15 protein-coding genes are annotated in these 16250 nt (G+C 62.1%); 6 read left to right on the forward strand and 9 right to left on the reverse strand.

What is annotated here, in order from left to right:
- Positions 1-105 precede the first annotated feature (105 nt).
- Both IF103_RS00175 and IF103_RS00180 read left to right on the forward strand, forming a co-directional pair.
- A complete protein-coding gene (locus tag IF103_RS00175) occupies positions 106-1752 on the forward strand; it encodes a GMC family oxidoreductase (RefSeq protein ID WP_027906646.1) in 1647 nt (548 codons plus the stop codon).
- Between the two features lie 97 nt (positions 1753-1849).
- Complete coding sequence (locus tag IF103_RS00180; protein WP_023377951.1) at positions 1850-3469, forward strand: MFS transporter; 1620 nt, start codon at positions 1850-1852, stop codon at positions 3467-3469.
- A gap of 211 nt (positions 3470-3680) precedes the next feature.
- On the opposite strand, the gene IF103_RS00185 is transcribed toward IF103_RS00180, so the two are convergent.
- From IF103_RS00185 to glyQ, 4 genes are all read right to left on the reverse strand, one after another.
- The gene (locus IF103_RS00185) at positions 3681-4451 is read right to left on the reverse strand and encodes a lysophospholipid acyltransferase family protein (RefSeq protein ID WP_023377952.1); all 771 of its coding nucleotides are present in this window, start codon (positions 4449-4451) and stop codon (positions 3681-3683) included.
- 61 nt (positions 4452-4512) lie between these two features.
- Positions 4513-5040, reverse strand: a complete 528-nt coding sequence (gene gmhB, locus IF103_RS00190; protein WP_104881039.1) for a D-glycero-beta-D-manno-heptose 1,7-bisphosphate 7-phosphatase — start codon at positions 5038-5040, stop codon at positions 4513-4515.
- A 3-nt stretch (positions 5041-5043) separates the two neighbouring features.
- Entirely contained in the window at positions 5044-7098 is a 2055-nt protein-coding gene (glyS, locus tag IF103_RS00195) for a glycine--tRNA ligase subunit beta (RefSeq protein ID WP_023377954.1), read from the reverse strand.
- Positions 7095-8042: a glycine--tRNA ligase subunit alpha gene (gene glyQ, locus IF103_RS00200; protein WP_023377955.1), complete on the reverse strand. Its 948-nt coding sequence runs from the start codon at positions 8040-8042 to the stop codon at positions 7095-7097. Before glyQ ends, glyS begins: the two co-directional genes overlap by 4 nt.
- Before the next feature lie 84 nt (positions 8043-8126).
- Between glyQ and IF103_RS00205 the strand changes: the two genes are divergently transcribed.
- Positions 8127-8678 (forward strand): DNA-3-methyladenine glycosylase I, encoded by a 552-nt coding sequence (locus tag IF103_RS00205; protein WP_023377956.1) that lies wholly within the window; start codon positions 8127-8129, stop codon positions 8676-8678.
- 40 nt (positions 8679-8718) lie between these two features.
- Positions 8719-9606 (forward strand): lysophospholipid acyltransferase, encoded by an 888-nt coding sequence (locus tag IF103_RS00210; RefSeq protein ID WP_023377957.1) that lies wholly within the window; start codon positions 8719-8721, stop codon positions 9604-9606.
- A gap of 85 nt (positions 9607-9691) precedes the next feature.
- Here IF103_RS00210 and IF103_RS00215 read toward each other — a convergent pair whose 3' ends face one another.
- The 5 genes from IF103_RS00215 to def are packed head-to-tail and all read right to left on the reverse strand — an operon-like array spanning position 9692 to position 14226.
- On the reverse strand, positions 9692-10009 hold the full coding sequence (locus tag IF103_RS00215) for a tetratricopeptide repeat protein (protein ID WP_023377958.1): 318 nt from the start codon (positions 10007-10009) through the stop codon (positions 9692-9694).
- An 11-nt stretch (positions 10010-10020) separates the two neighbouring features.
- Complete coding sequence (gene trkA, locus IF103_RS00220; RefSeq protein WP_023377959.1) at positions 10021-11394, reverse strand: Trk system potassium transporter TrkA; 1374 nt, start codon at positions 11392-11394, stop codon at positions 10021-10023.
- Between the two features lie 25 nt (positions 11395-11419).
- Positions 11420-12730, reverse strand: a complete 1311-nt coding sequence (gene rsmB, locus IF103_RS00225) for a 16S rRNA (cytosine(967)-C(5))-methyltransferase RsmB (RefSeq protein WP_202675788.1) — start codon at positions 12728-12730, stop codon at positions 11420-11422.
- Complete coding sequence (fmt, locus tag IF103_RS00230; protein ID WP_023377961.1) at positions 12727-13659, reverse strand: methionyl-tRNA formyltransferase; 933 nt, start codon at positions 13657-13659, stop codon at positions 12727-12729. The genes rsmB and fmt overlap by 4 nt, the downstream gene beginning before the upstream one ends.
- A gap of 60 nt (positions 13660-13719) precedes the next feature.
- Positions 13720-14226: a peptide deformylase gene (gene def, locus IF103_RS00235; protein ID WP_011531480.1), complete on the reverse strand. Its 507-nt coding sequence runs from the start codon at positions 14224-14226 to the stop codon at positions 13720-13722.
- Between the two features lie 207 nt (positions 14227-14433).
- Here def and dprA point away from each other — a divergent pair, with 207 nt between their 5' ends.
- Together dprA and tsaC are read left to right on the forward strand one after the other, a co-directional pair.
- Positions 14434-15531: a DNA-processing protein DprA gene (gene dprA, locus IF103_RS00240; RefSeq protein WP_023377963.1), complete on the forward strand. Its 1098-nt coding sequence runs from the start codon at positions 14434-14436 to the stop codon at positions 15529-15531.
- Positions 15532-15569: 38 nt separating this feature from the next.
- Complete coding sequence (gene tsaC / locus IF103_RS00245) at positions 15570-16127, forward strand: L-threonylcarbamoyladenylate synthase type 1 TsaC (protein WP_023377965.1); 558 nt, start codon at positions 15570-15572, stop codon at positions 16125-16127.
- Positions 16128-16250 lie beyond the last annotated feature (123 nt).

A 16250-nucleotide genomic window follows, 5' to 3' on the forward strand; every position in this document is an offset into this window, starting at 1 on the left:
CGTTGAACGAAAACGCACAACCGCTGCGTGAAATCTCGTGTTTCCTCGTCGAAATTAATCAATAAGATGTAGGACGACAAGAACAATAATCAGGCGAGGTTTCACATGCCATCAGCCGATTCTGTCTTCGACTACGTGGTCGTTGGGGCCGGTCCTGCCGGTTGCCTGCTGGCCAATCGTTTGTCGGCCAACCCCTCCTGCCGAGTGCTGTTGCTTGAAGCCGGTGGGCGCGACAACTACCCCTGGATCCACGTCCCTGTCGGTTATCTCTACTGCATCGGCAACCCGCGCACCGACTGGTGCTTCAAGACCGAGGCGCAGTCCGGCCTGGGGGGGCGCAGCCTGGGTTACCCTCGCGGCAAGGTGCTGGGTGGTTGTTCCTCGATCAACGGCATGATCTACATGCGTGGCCAAGCCGCCGACTACGACCACTGGGCCGATCAAGGCAACGAAGGCTGGGCATGGAAGGATGTGCTGCCACTGTTCAAGGCCAGTGAAAACCATTTTGCCGGCAGCACTGATCACCATGGTGCCGACGGTGAGTGGCGCGTCGAGCGCCAGCGCTATAGCTGGCCTATCCTCGATGCCTTCCGCGATGCGGCTGAGCAGAGCGGCATCGGCAAGGTCGATGACTTCAATACCGGCGACAACCAAGGCTGTGGATACTTTCAAGTCAACCAGCGCAGTGGTGTGCGCTGGAATGCATCCAAGGCCTTTCTGCGGCCAATCAAGGATCGCCCAAACCTGACCGTGCTGACCGATGTGCAGGTCGACCAGGTGTTATTGAACAATACCCGTGCTCGGGCGGTGAAAGCGCAATGGCAGGGTGCCTGGCACGAGTTCTCCGCACGCCGCGAGATCATTCTTTGTGCCGGTGCCGTAGGCTCTCCTGGCATCCTGCAGCGCTCAGGAATTGGCCCGCGCAAGCTGCTGGAAAGCCTCGGTATCGGAGTTCGCCACGATATGCCTGGCATCGGCGGCAACCTGCAGGACCACCTGCAGCTGCGCCTGATCTACGAGATCCGCAATACCCGTACCCTCAACCAGATGGCCAACAGCCTTTGGGGCAAGCTGGGTATGGGTTTGCGCTATCTCTACGACCGCAGTGGCCCGTTGGCCATGGCACCGAGCCAACTGGGGGCCTTCGTACGCTCGAGTCCTGCGCAGGCCACCGCCAACTTGCAGTATCACGTGCAACCCCTTTCGCTGGAGCGCTTCGGCGAGCCGCTGCACCGTTTCCCGGCTTTCACCGCGTCGGTGTGCAACCTGCGCCCAGCAAGCCGTGGACGCATCGACATCCGCTCTGCCGACATGAACACGACGCCGCTGATCGACCCCAACTACCTCAGCGACCCCGAAGACCTGCGCGTCGCCGCCGATGCCATTCGCCTCACCCGGCGCATCGTCCAGGCCCCTGCCCTGGCCGCATTCGAACCCCGCGAGTATCTGCCCGGTCCGGCCTTGCAAACCGAAGAAGAACTGTTCGAAGCCGCTGGCAAGATTGGCACCACCATCTTCCACCCGGTCGGTACCTGCCGCATGGGCAATGGCCCGTTGGACGTTGTGGATAACCAGTTGCGCGTTCATGGCATCCCCGGGCTGCGCGTGGCGGATGCGTCGATCATGCCGCAGATCACCTCCGGCAATACCTGTTCACCCACTCTCATGATCGCCGAGAAGGCGGCCCAACTCATTCTCAAGGGGGCTACCACCCAGACCAGCTTCAACGAAGACGCAATACCGACGCCCTGACCCGGGTGCGTGCAGTACCGGCAGCTTGCGGTCAGAGGCTGCCGACAGTGGAACAACAAGAATAATCACTGTGGCCTTCGGGCCGAGGACAGCAACGATGTCGGATTACATTCAAGAGCAGGGTGCGGCGGCCAGCAGCTCCAGTGGCCGTGAGGAACGCAAGATCATTTTCGCGTCATCCCTCGGGACGGTGTTCGAGTGGTATGACTTTTTTCTCTATGGTGCACTGGCAGCGGTCATCAGCAAGCAGTTCTTCGCTGGGGTGAACGACACTACCGCCTTTATCTTCGCTTTGATGGCCTTTGCCGCCGGCTTCCTCGTTCGGCCTTTCGGTGCGCTGGTGTTTGGCCGTCTGGGTGACATGATCGGTCGCAAGTACACCTTCCTGGTCACCATCGTGCTAATGGGCTTGTCGACATTCGCTGTCGGCCTGCTACCCACCTACGCCAGCATCGGTATCGCTGCCCCGATCATTCTGGTGGTATTGCGCATGCTCCAGGGCCTGGCCCTGGGCGGCGAGTACGGTGGTGCAGCCACCTACGTGGCCGAGCACGCGCCACCTGGCAAGCGCGGTTTCCACACCGGTTTCATACAGTCCACCGCCACCCTTGGGCTGCTGCTGTCGTTGCTGGTGGTGCTGGCTAGCCGTTACATCAGTGGGGATCAGTTCGAGACCTGGGGCTGGCGCCTGCCCTTCCTGCTGTCGATCTTCCTCCTGGCCATTTCCACGTGGATTCGCATGAGCATGCACGAGTCGCCTGCTTTCGTGAAAATGAAGGCCCAGGGCAAGGTCAGCAAGTCGCCGATTCGTGAGTCGTTCACCTCTTGGCCAAACCTCAAGGTGGTGCTCACAGCCTTGTTCAGCATCAACGCGGGCCAGGCGGTGACCTTCTACACCGCGCAGTTCTACGTGCTGTTCTTCATGACGCAGATGCTCAAGATGGACCCTGCTCAGGCCAATACCCTGCTGATCATCAGCGTGGTGATCGGTGCGCCATTCTTCGTGTTCTTCGGCTGGTTGTCGGACAGGGTTGGGCGCAAGCCGATCCTGATGCTGGGCCTGCTGCTGGCCACGGTGCTGTACTTCCCGATGTTCAAAGCGCTAAGCCACTACGCCAACCCGCAAATCGACGCGGCCAGCCGCCAGGCGCCGATTGTGGTCACAGCGGACCCGAAAGGTTGCACCTTCCAGTTCGACCCGGTCGGCAAGGCGCGTTTCGACAGCCCATGCGACAAGGTCAAGACCTTCCTGGTCAAGCAAGGCCTGCCCTACAGTTCGGTGAATGCGCAGGGTACCGAGGTGGTGGTGAGCATTGGTGACAAGACCATCAGCGGCTTCGACGAAGCGGCCATGCGTGCTGCGGTCGAACAGGCGGGCTACCCGGCCAAGGCTGATCCAGCCAATGTTAACCAGGTGATGGTCGTGGTGCTGATCGTGGCGATGATCCTGATCGCGACCATGACCTACGGCCCACTGGCAGCCGTGATGGTCGAGCTGTTCCCGACCCGCATCCGCTACACCTCGATGTCCCTGCCCTACCACATCGGCAACGGCTGGTTTGGCGGCTTCCTGCCCACGGTGTCGTTCGCGTTGGTGGTATACACCGGGGATATCTTCTACGGCCTTTGGTACCCGGTACTGGTGACAGGGATCAGCCTGGTCGTGGGGATTTTCTGCCTCAAAGAGACTAAGGATGTGGATATCGACAAGGTCTGAGGTGTTTCACGGGCCCTGCCGCTGACAAGACGGCTGGCCTGCAAGGCTCATAAAAAAACCGGCTGTAAAAGCCGGTTTTCTTATACCTCGAAAAAACTTATGCACGATTTTCAGAAAAATGTCATACACAGAAATAATTAGCTAATTCAATCACTTAGCATCTATTTGAAGCATTCCATCCAAAAATTGCACACAAGTTATCCACAGATCGTCAGGCGATCTGCTCTTGGGCTTTTTCATCTGCTGGCGGCAGTGAACCCATGGCACGTTGGGTCGCTTCATTCCACGCGGCTGCGCGGTCATTGAGCTCGGCGATGGCACGCGGGCCGGTGCCATTGGCATACATTGGCTCGCCAATCACCACCTCGATGGTGCCCGAGCGTTTACCCCAGCCTTCCTTCGGCCAGAACTTGCCGGCGTTATGTGCGATCGGCAGCACCGGCAGGCCTGCGTTGACCGCCAGTGCGGTGCCGCCACGGGAGAACTTGCCGACCGTACCGAAGGGCACGCGGGTCCCTTCCGGGAAGATCAGCACCCATACCTTCTGCTTGAGCAGCTCATCACCTTTGCTTGCAACCTGGCGCAAGGCTTCCTTGGGGTTGTCGCGGTCGATGGCGATCGGCCGCAGCATGGCCATGGCCCAGCCAAAGAACGGGACGTACAGCAGCTCACGCTTGAGCACCTGGCTCAGTGGCGAGAAATAGGCGGACAAGAAGAACGTTTCCCATGTGCTCTGGTGGTTCGACAGGATCACGCAGGGCTCATTCGGCACGTTCTCGGCACCGGTGACCTTGTAGCGAATGCCCAGGATCACTTGCGCCAGCAGCACGGCGAAACGGCACCAGTAGACGTTGATGAAGCGATAGCGCTTGGGGAACGACAAAAATGGCGCGATGAAAAAGCTCAGGGAGCACCACAACAGCGAACTGGTGCCCAGCAGCAGGTAAAAAAGAAAGATTCTGATCGCCTGCAGGATCGACATAGTGGCATGTACCGTTGCGGGGCGCGCCCGCCTGAGAAAAATGCGCCCGAAGGCGCACTGTTTAAATTAGTTCTCTGGCGATAGCAGCCAGATCGTCGAAAATCAGTGTAGTTTCCGGCACACCCTTTTCCAGGGTCCGCTCGCCCTTGCCGGTTTTCACCAACACGGGTTGTGCACCGACGGCCAGGGCGGCCTCCAGGTCACCTTTGCTGTCGCCGATGAACCAGACGCCGCGCAGGTCGGCCTGGTAGTGCTCGGCGATCGCCCGCAGCATGCCAGGCTTGGGCTTGCGGCAATCGCAGCCTTCGTCCGGCCCGTGCGGGCAATACACGATATGACCCACTTCGCCACCCAGTTCGGCCACCAGCGCGCGCAGGCGGGCATGCATGGCTTCAAGGGTTTCCAACGGGTAGTAGCCGCGGGCAATGCCGGACTGGTTGGTGGCCACGGCCACCGTCCAGCCGGCTTTGCTCAACTGCGCGATAGCCTCGACCGAGCCGGGAATCGGAATCCACTCCTCCAGCGACTTGATATAGGCGTCGGAGTCGTAATTGATCACCCCGTCACGATCGAGAATCAGCAGTTTCAAGGCTTACCCCAGCAGCGAAATATCGGCAACGCCCAGGAACAGGCCACGCAGGCGGCTGAGCAGGGCATAACGGTTGGCACGGACCTTGGCGTCTTCGGCGTTGACCATCACGGCCTCGAAGAAGGCGTCGACCGGGTCACGCAGGGCAGCCAGGCGGGCCAGTGCTTCGCTGTACTGACGCGCAGCAGCCATCGGCTGCACGGCCTGGTCGGCCTGCTGGATGGCCGAGTACAGGGAGAACTCGTTGGCATTGTCGAAGTACTTCGGTTCGACGTGGTCGGCGATAGCACCTTCGGCCTTGCTCAGCAGGTTCGATACTCGCTTGTTCGCCGCAGCCAGGGCGTTGGCTTCCGGCAGCTTGCGGAAGGCCTGCACGGCCTGTACGCGCTGGTCGAAGTCCAGGGCCGAACCCGGCTTCAGGGCACGCACCGACAGGTAGGTCGAGACGTCGATGCCTTCGTCTTCGTAACGCGCACGCAGACGGTCGAAGACGAACTCCAGCACCTGTTCGGCCAGGCCGGCGGCTTTCACCTTGGCACCGAACTGCTTGACCGCGAATTCGACGGCGGCATTCAGGTCCAGGTCCAGCTGCTTCTCGATCAGGATGCGCAGCACGCCCAGGGCGGCACGGCGCAGGGCATACGGGTCCTTGCTGCCGGTTGGCAGCATGCCGATGCCGAAGATGCCGACCAGGGTGTCGAGCTTGTCGGCGATGGCCACGGCTGCACCGGTCAGGGTCTGCGGCAGTTCGGCGCCGGCGCCACGAGGCATGTACTGCTCGTTCAGGGCCAGGGCGACGTCTTCCGGCTCGCCATCGTTCAGCGCGTAGTAGTAACCGGCGACACCCTGCATTTCAGGGAACTCGCCCACCATCTCGGTGGCCAGGTCGCACTTGGACAGCAGGCCGGCGCGACCGGCACGCGCGGCATCGCCGCCAATCTTGGGTGCGATGAATGCGGCCAGTTTGGAAACGCGCTCGGCCTTGTCGAAGACAGTGCCCAACTGAGCCTGGAACACCACGTTCTTCAGGCGCTCGTTGAAGGTTTCCAGCGGCTGCTTCTTGTCCTGCTTGAAGAAGAACTCGGCGTCGGTCAGGCGCGGGCGCACGACCTTCTCGTTGCCTTGCACGATCTGCTTCGGATCGCGGCTCTCGACGTTGGCGACGGTGATGAAGCGCGGCAGCAGCTTGCCTTCGCTGTCCAGCAGGCAGAAGTACTTCTGGTTGTCCTGCATGGTGGTGATCAGGGCTTCCTGCGGCACTTCGAGGAAGCGCTCTTCGAACGAGCAGACCAGCGGCACCGGCCACTCCACCAGCGCGGTGACTTCATCCAGCAGCGCTGGCGGTACGATGGCGCTGCCTTCCTGCTGCATGGCCAGCTCGGCGGTGCGCTTGCTGATCAGCTCGCGACGCTCGGCGAAGTCGGCCAGTACATAGGCCTTGCGCAGGTCCTCGACATAGTTGGCCGGGGTAGTGATGACCACGTTTTCCGGGTGATGGAAGCGGTGACCACGGGATTCACGGCCGGCTTTCTGCGACAGGATGGTGCACTCGACGACCTGGTCGCCCAGCAGCATTACCAGCCACTGGGTCGGGCGGACGAACTCTTCACGGCTGGCCGCCCAGCGCATGCGCTTGGGGATGGGCAGGTCGTTGAGCGAGTCTTCGACGATGGTCGGCAGCAGGCTGGCAGTGGCCTTGCCTGGAATGTGTTGGGAGAAACGCAGCTTGGCGCCGCTCTGGTCGATTTCCGACAGCTCTACTCCGCACTTCTTGGCGAAGCCCAGAGCAGCCTGGGTCGGTTGGCCTTCAGCGTTGAACGCCGCCTGAATGGGCGGGCCGTCGATGTTGATGCTGCGGTCCGGCTGCTGCACGTCCAGTTGACGAATCAGCACGGCCAGGCGGCGCGGCGCTGCGTATACCTGCTTGCCGGTGTAGTTCAGGCCCGCAGCCTGCAGGCCTTTCTCGATGCCCGCCAGGAAGGCGTCGCCCAGCGAGGCCAGGGCCTTCGGTGGCAGCTCTTCGGTGCCCAGTTCTACCAGGAAATCTTGAGCACTCATTGTGCAGCCTCCAGCTTCGCCAACACTTCGTCACGCAATTCAGGGGTGGCCATCGGGAAGCCCAGGCGTGCACGGGCTTGCAGATAGCTTTGCGCTACGTCCCGAGCCAGGGTACGTACGCGCAGGATGTAACGCTGGCGCTCGGTCACCGAGATGGCGCGGCGGGCGTCCAGCAGGTTGAAGGTGTGGGATGCCTTCAGGACCATTTCATAAGTCGGCAGCGGCAGCTCAAGCTTGATCAGGCGGTTGGCTTCGCTTTCGTAGAAATCGAACAGCTCGAACAGCTTCTCGACGTTGGCGTGTTCGAAGTTGTAGGTCGACTGCTCCACTTCGTTCTGGTGGAACACGTCGCCGTAGGTCACCTTGCCGAACGGGCCGTCGGCCCAGACCAGGTCGTACACCGAGTCTACGCCCTGGATGTACATGGCCAGACGCTCCAGGCCATAGGTGATTTCACCGGTGACCGGGTAGCACTCGATGCCACCGACCTGCTGGAAGTAGGTGAACTGGGTCACCTCCATGCCATTGAGCCAGATTTCCCAGCCCAGGCCCCAGGCGCCCAGGGTTGGCGATTCCCAGTTGTCTTCGACGAAGCGGATGTCGTGGACCAGCGGATCCAGGCCGATCGCTTTCAGCGAGCCGAGGTACAGCTCCTGGAAGTTGGCCGGGTTCGGCTTGAGCACCACCTGGAACTGGTAGTAGTGCTGCAGGCGGTTGGGGTTTTCGCCATACCGCCCGTCGGCAGGGCGACGGCTAGGCTGCACATAGGCGGCGTTCCAGGTCTCTGGGCCGACGGCGCGCAGGAATGTAGCGGTGTGGAAAGTGCCGGCGCCTACTTCCATATCGTAGGGCTGAAGCACCACACAACCTTGCTCGGCCCAGTAGTTCTGCAGGGCGAGGATCAGGTCTTGGAAGGTACGCACGGCTGGCGTAGGCTGGCTCACGAAATTCACCTGTATCTGGGGATGCGGATGTAAAGAGCGGGAGTATAACCTGATTCGCCTCTCCCTCTACTCAATTGGAGCCTTATGCCACGCTGCTTTTGGTGTACCGACGATCCGTTGTACCAGGCTTACCACGACCAGGAATGGGGGACACCGCAGCGCGACCCGGCGTTGCTCTTCGAGATGCTTTTGCTCGAAGGGTTCCAGGCTGGGCTGTCGTGGATCACCGTTCTGAGGAAGCGCGAGCGCTACCGGGAGGTGATGTACGGTTTCGACCCGGTTCGACTGGCGCAGATGAGCGACGAGCGGATCGAGGAACTGATGCTCGATACCGGCATCATTCGCAACCGTCTCAAGCTCAAGGCGGCCCGGCGCAATGCTCAGGCCTGGCTGGCTGTGGATAACCCGGCGCAGTGGCTTTGGTCGTTCGTCGGTGGTGCGCCCAGGATCAACCATTTCCAGGCCCGTGAGGAAATCCCGGCCGTGACCGACGAGGCCAAGGCCATGAGCAAGGCCCTGCAGAAAGCCGGCTTCACCTTCGTTGGCCCGACCATTTGTTACGCCTTCATGCAAGCCACTGGCATGGTCATGGACCACACCACCGATTGTGATCGCTACGCCGCGCTGCTGCGTTGAGCGTTACAATGCGCGCCTTGCTGAAATAAGGAATCTGCCTGTGGAAAAGTTCAAGGGCGCCCTGATGGTCGGGGTGCTGCGACTGTTCGCCAAGCTGCCTTGGGGAGCTGTGCAACGCGTCGGCGCCGGTATCGGCTGGCTGATGTGGAAAATCCCCAATGGGTCGCGCAACGTGGTGCGTATCAACCTTGCCAAGTGCTTTCCGGAGATGGACCCGGTCGAGCGTGAGCAACTGGTTGGCCGAGCGTTGAAAGACATTGGCAAGTCATTCGTCGAAAGCGCCTGCGCGTGGATCTGGCCGCCGCAGCGTTCGCTGGAGCTGGTCAAGGAAGTCCACGGCCTGGAAGTGCTTGAGAAGGCCCTGGCCTCGGGCAAGGGCGTGGTGGGCATCACCAGCCACCTGGGCAACTGGGAGGTGCTGAACCACTTCTACTGCAACCAGTGCAAACCGATCATCTTCTACCGCCCGCCAAAGCTCAAGGCGGTGGATGACCTGCTGCGCGAGCAGCGGGTGCAGATGGGCAACCGTGTGGCGCCTTCGACCAAGGAAGGCATCCTGAGCGTGATCAAGGAAGTACGCCGTGGTGGACAGGTGGGGATTCCGGCCGATCCGGAGCCCGCCGAGTCTGCCGGTGTCTTCGTGCCGTTCCTGGGTACCCAGGCGCTGACCAGCAAATTCGTGCCGAACATGCTGGCCGGTGGCAAGGCAGTCGGGGTATTCCTGCATGCACTGCGGCTACCGGACGGTTCCGGGTTCAAGGTCTTCCTCGAGGCGGCGCCGGAGGAGATGTACAGCGAGGATGTGGCCGTATCGGCGGCGGCCATGAGCAAGGTGGTCGAGCGTTATGTGCGCGAGTACCCGAGCCAGTACATGTGGAGCATGAAGCGCTTCAAGAAGCGCCCGGCCGGGGAAGCGCGCTGGTATTGAGAAGGCGCTCCCTGTGGATAGGGTTACCTGCGAATGCGGTCTTGGATTTGCTGGCGCGTTCGCGGGTGACCCCCCGCCCGCACGGTTACGAAGCCGATGTTTTGCTCAATTTCTTGAGGAACACCGCCATCTCTTTCTCGGCCTGCTTGTCGCCATGGGCCTGCGCCGCCACCATCCCCTCCTCCCAGGCCTTGCGCGCAGCCGCCAGGTCACCCTGCAGCTGGTACGCCTTGCCCAGCAGCTTCCAGGCTGCAGAATACTTCGGGTCTTGCTCCACGCACCGCGCCAAATGAACCGCCGCCTCGGCACCCTTGCCTTCGTCCAGCCAAGCCTTGCCCAGGCCAAACCTGAGCAACGGGTTATCCACACCCTTGGCCAGCATTTTTTCCAGCGATTCGCGCATGCCGTTTCTCCTTAGAAGAAGGTCAAGCCGACGTGGAACAGCTTCTCCACATCACGGATGTGTTTCTTATCCACAACGAACAGGATGACATGGTCGCCCGTCTCGATCACGGTGTCGTCGTGGGCGATCAGCACTTCCTCGTCCCGGATGATCGCGCCGATGGTGGTACCCGGCGGCAGGGCGATGTCTTCGATGGCCTTGCCAACTACCTTGCTCGACTTGGCGTCACCATGGGCAACCGCCTCGATCGCTTCGGCCGCGCCACGGCGCAGTGAGTGTACGCTGACGATATCGCCCCGGCGCACGTGGGCCAGCAAGGTCCCGATCGTGGCCAGCTGAGGGCTGATGGCGATGTCGATTTCGCCGCCTTGCACCAGGTCGACATAGGCCGGGTTGTTGATGATGGTCATCACCTTGCGCGCACCCAGGCGCTTGGCCAGCAACGACGACATGATGTTGGCCTCGTCGTCGTTGGTCAGGGCCAGGAAAATGTCGGCGTCAGCAATGTTCTCCTCCAGCATCAGGTCTTTGTCCGATGCGCTGCCCTGCAGCACCACGGTGCTTTCCAGGGTGTCGGAGAGGTGTCGGCAACGTGCCGGGCTCATCTCGATGATCTTGACCTGGTAGCGACTTTCGATCGCTTCGGCCAGACGCTCGCCGATCTGGCCGCCGCCGGCGATGACCACGCGCTTGTTGGTCTCGTCGATGCGTCGCAGCTCGCCCATGACGGCGCGAATGTCCTTGCGTGCCGCGATGAAGAACACTTCGTCGTCAGCCTCGATCACGGTATCGCCCCTCGGTGTGATCGGCCGGTCACGGCGGAAGATCGCCGCCACGCGGGTATCGACGTTAGGCATGTGCGCGCGGATCTGTCGCAACTGCTGGCCCACCAGCGGGCCGCCGTAGTAGGCCTTCACCGCAACGAGTTGCGCCTTGCCTTCGGCGAAGTCGATCACCTGCAGAGCACCGGGGTGTTCGATCAGGCGTTTGACGTAGTTGGTCACTACCTGTTCTGGGCTGATCAGCACGTCCACCGGGATATGGTCGTTGTCGAACAGCTCTTCACGGGTCAGATAGGAAGACTCACGCACCCGCGCGATTTTGGTCGGGGTATGGAACAGCGAGTAGGCGACCTGGCAGGCCACCATGTTGGTTTCGTCGCTGTTGGTCACCGCCACCAGCATATCGGCGTCGTCGGCTCCGGCCTGGCGCAACACGGTGGGTAACGAGCCGCGACCCTGCACCGTGCGGATATCGAGGCGGTCGCCCAGGTCACGCAGGCGTTCGCCGTCGGTGTCGACCACGGTGATGTCGTTGGCTTCGCTGGCCAAGTGTTCGGCCAGCGTTCCGCCGACCTGCCCTGCGCCGAGGATGATGATCTTCATCCGCTACTCCCTAACCTTTTTTCACTTAGCCACGCGAGGCGGCAATCTTGATCAGCTTGGCATAGTAGAAGCCGTCATGGCCGCCTTCCTGGGCCAACAGCTGGCGCCCGTGAGGCTGGCGCAGGCCGGCCTCGGTCGCCAGGTCGAGTTCACGGGCACCTGGGGTGCGGGTGAGGAAGGCGTCGATCACTTCGGTGTTTTCCGTCGGCAGGCTCGAGCAGGTGGCGTAGAGCAGGATGCCGCCCACTTCGAGCGTCGGCCACAGAGCATCGAGCAATTCGCCTTGCAGAGTGGCCAGGGCCGGAATGTCGTCGGCCTGACGGGTCAGCTTGATGTCCGGGTGACGGCGGATCACGCCCGTGGCCGAGCACGGTGCGTCGAGCAGGATTCGCTGGAACGGCTTGCCATCCCACCAACTGGCGGTGTCACGGGCGTCGCAGGCAATCAGCTCGGCGTCCAGTTGCAGACGGTCGAGGTTCTCGCGCACACGGGTCAGGCGCTTGGCTTCCAGGTCGATGGCCACGACATGGGCCAGGCCCGCTTCGGCTTCGAGCAGGTGGCAGGTTTTGCCGCCAGGGGCGCAGCAGGCGTCGAGCACGCGTTGGCCTGGGGCCAGTTCCAGCAGGTCGGCGGACAGCTGCGCGGCCTCGTCCTGTACGCTGACCCAACCTTCGGCGAAGCCCGGCAGTTGGCGAACATCGCAGGCTTCAGCCAGCAGGATACCGTCGCGGCTGAACCGGCACGGGGTGGCGGCGATGCCCGCCTCGGCCAGCAGGCCAAGATAGGCATCACGGCTGTGATGACGGCGGTTGACCCGCAGGATCATCGGCGGATGGGCATTGTTGGCGGCGCAAATGGCTTCCCACTGCTCGGGCCAGAAGGCTTTCAGCGATTTCTGCAGCCAACGCGGGTGAGCGGTGCGCACCACCGGATCGCGCTCCAGGCCGGCGAGGAGTTCTTCGCCTTCGCGCTGGGCGCGGCGCAGCACGGCGTTGAGCAGGCCCTTGGCCCACGGTTTTTTCAGCTTATCGGCGCAGCCAACGGTTTCCCCGATGGCGGCATGGGCCGGAATGCGGGTGTAGAACAGCTGGTACAGGCCGACCAGCAACAATGCCTGCACATCGCAGTCGGCGGCCTTGAACGGCTTTTGCAGCAACTGCGCAGCCAGCAGGTCCAGGCGAGGCTGCCAGCGGGCGGTGCCGAATGCCAGGTCCTGGGTGAGGCCTCGGTCGCGCTCATTGACCTTGTCCAGTTGTGCCGGCAACGAGCTGTTCAGCGAGGCCTTGCCGCTCAGGACAGCGGCCAGGGCGCGGGCGGCGGCCAGGCGTGGGTTCATTGGCCCAACACCTTGCCGCTGGCGAACTTCTCGCGGCGGCTGTTGAACAGGTCACTGAAGGCCAGGGCCTTGCCGCCGGGCAATTGCAGGCGGGTCAGGCTCAAGGCCTGCTCGCCACAGGCGACGACCAGGCCGTCCTTGCTGGCGGAAAGGATTTCACCCGGGGCGCCTTTGCCTGTGGACACGTTGGCGGCCAGCACTTTGACGCTCTCGCCATCCAGGGTGCTGTGGCACACCGGCCATGGGTTGAACGCGCGAATCAGGCGCTCCAACTCGACGGCTGGGCGGCTCCAGTCGATGCGGGCCTCGTCCTTGTTCAGCTTGTGAGCGTAGGTGGCCAGGGCATCGTCTTGTACTTCACCCTGCAGGGTGCCGTCGGCCAGGCCTGCGATGACCTGCACCACGGCCGGCGGTCCCATTTCGGCAAGGCGGTCGTGCAGGCTGCCACCAGTGTCGTCGGCGCTGATCGGGGTAACCACCTTGAGCAACATCGGGCCGGTGTCCAGGCCCGCTTCCATACGCATCACGGTCACGCCGCTCTCGGCGTCTCCAGCCTCCACGGCGCGCTGGATCGGCGCGGCGCCTCGCCAGCGGGGCAGCAAGGAGGCGTGGCTGTTGATGCAGCCAAGGCGCGGGATGTCCAGCACTGCTTGCGGCAGGATCAGGCCATACGCGACCACCACCATCAGGTCTGGCTGCAGTGCCGCCAACTCCGCCTGGGCCTCGGCGTTGCGCAAGGTTGGCGGCTGGAACACCGGAATGTCGTGGACTACGGCCAGCTGCTTGACCGGGCTCGGCATGAGCTTCTGGCCACGGCCAGCAGGGCGGTCGGGCTGGGTGTAGACGGCCACCACTTCATAGGGGCTGTCGAGCAGGGCCTTGAGGTGTTCGGCGGCAAACTCTGGAGTGCCTGCGAAGACGATGCGCATGGAGTTCTCGCTTCAAAAAAGAAAAAGGCTTGCCGGAGCAAGCCTTCTGGAAGGAATGGATCAGGCTTGCTGGCGGTGCTGCTTTTCCAGTTTCTTCTTGATCCGGTCGCGTTTGAGCTGAGACAGGTAGTCGACGAACAGCTTGCCGTTGAGGTGATCGAATTCATGCTGGACACACACCGCCAGCAAGCCTTCGGCTTCAAGCTCGTAGGGCTTGCCATCCCGGTCCTGGGCCTTGACCCGGACACGCAGCGGACGGTCGACGTTCTCGTAGAAGCCCGGTACCGACAGGCAGCCTTCCTGATACTGACCCATGTCGTGGGTCAGCTCTTCGACCGTGGGGTTGATGAAGACCCGCGGCTCGCTGCGGTCTTCGCTGAGGTCCATCACCACGACTTGCTTGTGGACGTTGACCTGGGTGGCGGCCAGGCCGATGCCAGGCGCTTCGTACATGGTTTCAAACATGTCGTCGATCAGCTGACGCAGGGCGTCGTCGAACTCCGTCACCGGTTTGGCAATGGTGCGCAGGCGCGGGTCCGGGAATTCGAGAATGTTCAAGATGGCCATAGGGTCAGGCAGTCACTGTGCGTTCGGTTGAAAACTGAGCACACATAATAAAGGGAATCGGGGGATTCGGCACCTGGCAAAGCTCGGCTACGGTTTCAGGAGACGACTTCAACGTCATTCGATGGACAGGTTGTCAAAGTATTATCAACAAACTTATCCACAGGTTGTGCCACGTTTATGGCCCTCTTCCGATCAAGGATGATCCCCATGTCGACTCACCATTCATCGAATTGTCCGCCTGCCGAACTGGAGGCGCGATTACGTCTGCACCGCTTGCCCGAGATAGGACTGCGTCGCTTTCAGCGCCTTCTGGAGGCCTTCGGAACGGCGTCTTCGGCGCTGAGTGCACCGGCCAGTGCCTGGCGTGCCCTTGGCCTTGCGCAAGCCAGTATCGATGCGCGCCGCTGTGCGCAGGTACGCGAGGGTGCTTTGGCTGCAATGGCCTGGCTAGAGCGTCCAGGCCAGCATTTACTGATGTGGGACGGTGCCGGTTACCCCGCGTTGCTGGCGGAAACGGACGACCCGCCGCCCCTGTTGTTCGTCGCAGGCGACCCCGCTTGCCTGGAGCAACCGCAGCTGGCCATTGTGGGTAGCAGACGTGCTTCACCTCCGGCTCTGGACACCGCTCGGGCATTTTCGCGTGCCCTTGCGCAAACGGGTTTCACCATCACCAGTGGCCTGGCGCTGGGCGTTGATGGTGCCGCTCATCGGGCGGCGCTGGAGGTCGGAGGGCAGACGATTGCCGTGCTTGGCACTGGGCTGCAAAAACTTTATCCACAGCGCCATCGTGACTTGGCGCGAGCGATCATCGACAGCGGCGGTGCGGTGGTTTCGGAGTACCCGTTGGATGCTGATCCCCTGCCTGCCAATTTTCCGCGACGCAATCGCATCATCAGCGGCATGTCCCTGGGGGTGCTGGTTGTCGAAGCCAGTCTGGGCAGTGGCTCGCTGATTACTGCCCGCTTGGCGGCTGAACAAGGCCGGGAGGTGTATGCCATTCCCGGTTCGATCCACCACCCGGGCGCCAGGGGATGCCATCAGTTGATACGCGATGGCGCGCTGCTGGTCGAGAGCGTGGAGCAGATCATCGATACCCTGCGGGGTTGGCAGAATCTGCCGCAACCGGCTGTGGATAAACCTCAACATCCGCTCCTGGCCCTTCTGCACGCAGCACCCCAGACCAGCGAGGGGTTGGCGCTCAGCAGTGGCCGGCCTTTGGCCGAGGTACTGGCCAGCTTGACCGAGCTGGAGCTCCAGGGCCAGGTCAGCAATGAAGCCGGACGTTGGTTTGCCCGCTCGGCCTAAGTAAACTGCGCCCAAGGCTTAAATGCGGAGAGATACAAATGGTGAGCAGTTGGCGTGTGCAACAAGCCGCACGTGAAATTCGGGCGGGGGCGGTGATCGCCTATCCGACGGAAGCGGTCTGGGGCCTGGGCTGCGACCCCTGGAACGAGGACGCGGTGTATCGCCTGCTGGCCCTGAAGTCGCGGCCTGTGGATAAGGGGCTGATTCTGGTCGCCGACAGCATCCAGCAATTCGATTTCCTGTTCGAGGATTTCCCTGAAGACTGGATCGACCGCATGAGCAGCACCTGGCCGGGACCCAACACCTGGCTGGTGCCGCACCAGGACCTTTTGCCGGAATGGGTGACGGGGCAGCACGACACCGTGGCGCTGCGGGTCAGTGACCACCCATTGGTACGTGAACTGTGTGCGCTGGTGGGGCCGCTGATTTCCACCTCTTGCAACCCTGGCGGGCGCCCGGCAGCCAAGACCCGGTTGCGGGTTGAGCAGTATTTCCACAACCAGTTGGACCTGGTGCTGGGTGGAGCGTTGGGTGGGCGAAAGAACCCGAGCGTGATTCGTGACCTGGTGACTGGCGAAGTCGTTCGACCGGGTTGATTTGCCTGGTGGACACCGACTTTTGATGGGGCGGTGGCTGTGTGGTTACTGTTGCCGCTCTTTCGCGACGCAAGGCCGCTCCTGCAGAGGGGCTGCATCAGCGCGAATCTTTACTGCGCAGCC

This window comes from Pseudomonas sp. SK2 (genome assembly GCF_016772395.1).
Taxonomy (GTDB): Bacteria; Pseudomonadota; Gammaproteobacteria; order Pseudomonadales; family Pseudomonadaceae; genus Aquipseudomonas; species Aquipseudomonas taiwanensis.

Coding starts and splice junctions, on each gene's coding strand:
- IF103_RS00175 (WP_027906646.1), top strand. CDS start 106: ATGCCATCAGCCGATTCTGTCTTCGACTACGTGGTCGTTGGGGCCGGT.
- IF103_RS00180 (WP_023377951.1), top strand. CDS start 1,850: ATGTCGGATTACATTCAAGAGCAGGGTGCGGCGGCCAGCAGCTCCAGT.
- IF103_RS00185 (WP_023377952.1), bottom strand. CDS start 4,451: ATGTCGATCCTGCAGGCGATCAGAATCTTTCTTTTTTACCTGCTGCTG.
- glyS (WP_023377954.1), bottom strand. CDS start 7,098: ATGAGTGCTCAAGATTTCCTGGTAGAACTGGGCACCGAAGAGCTGCCA.
- IF103_RS00205 (WP_023377956.1), top strand. CDS start 8,127: ATGCCACGCTGCTTTTGGTGTACCGACGATCCGTTGTACCAGGCTTAC.
- IF103_RS00215 (WP_023377958.1), bottom strand. CDS start 10,009: ATGCGCGAATCGCTGGAAAAAATGCTGGCCAAGGGTGTGGATAACCCG.
- trkA (WP_023377959.1), bottom strand. CDS start 11,394: ATGAAGATCATCATCCTCGGCGCAGGGCAGGTCGGCGGAACGCTGGCC.
- rsmB (WP_202675788.1), bottom strand. CDS start 12,730: ATGAACCCACGCCTGGCCGCCGCCCGCGCCCTGGCCGCTGTCCTGAGC.
- fmt (WP_023377961.1), bottom strand. CDS start 13,659: ATGCGCATCGTCTTCGCAGGCACTCCAGAGTTTGCCGCCGAACACCTC.
- def (WP_011531480.1), bottom strand. CDS start 14,226: ATGGCCATCTTGAACATTCTCGAATTCCCGGACCCGCGCCTGCGCACC.
- dprA (WP_023377963.1), top strand. CDS start 14,434: ATGTCGACTCACCATTCATCGAATTGTCCGCCTGCCGAACTGGAGGCG.
- tsaC (WP_023377965.1), top strand. CDS start 15,570: ATGGTGAGCAGTTGGCGTGTGCAACAAGCCGCACGTGAAATTCGGGCG.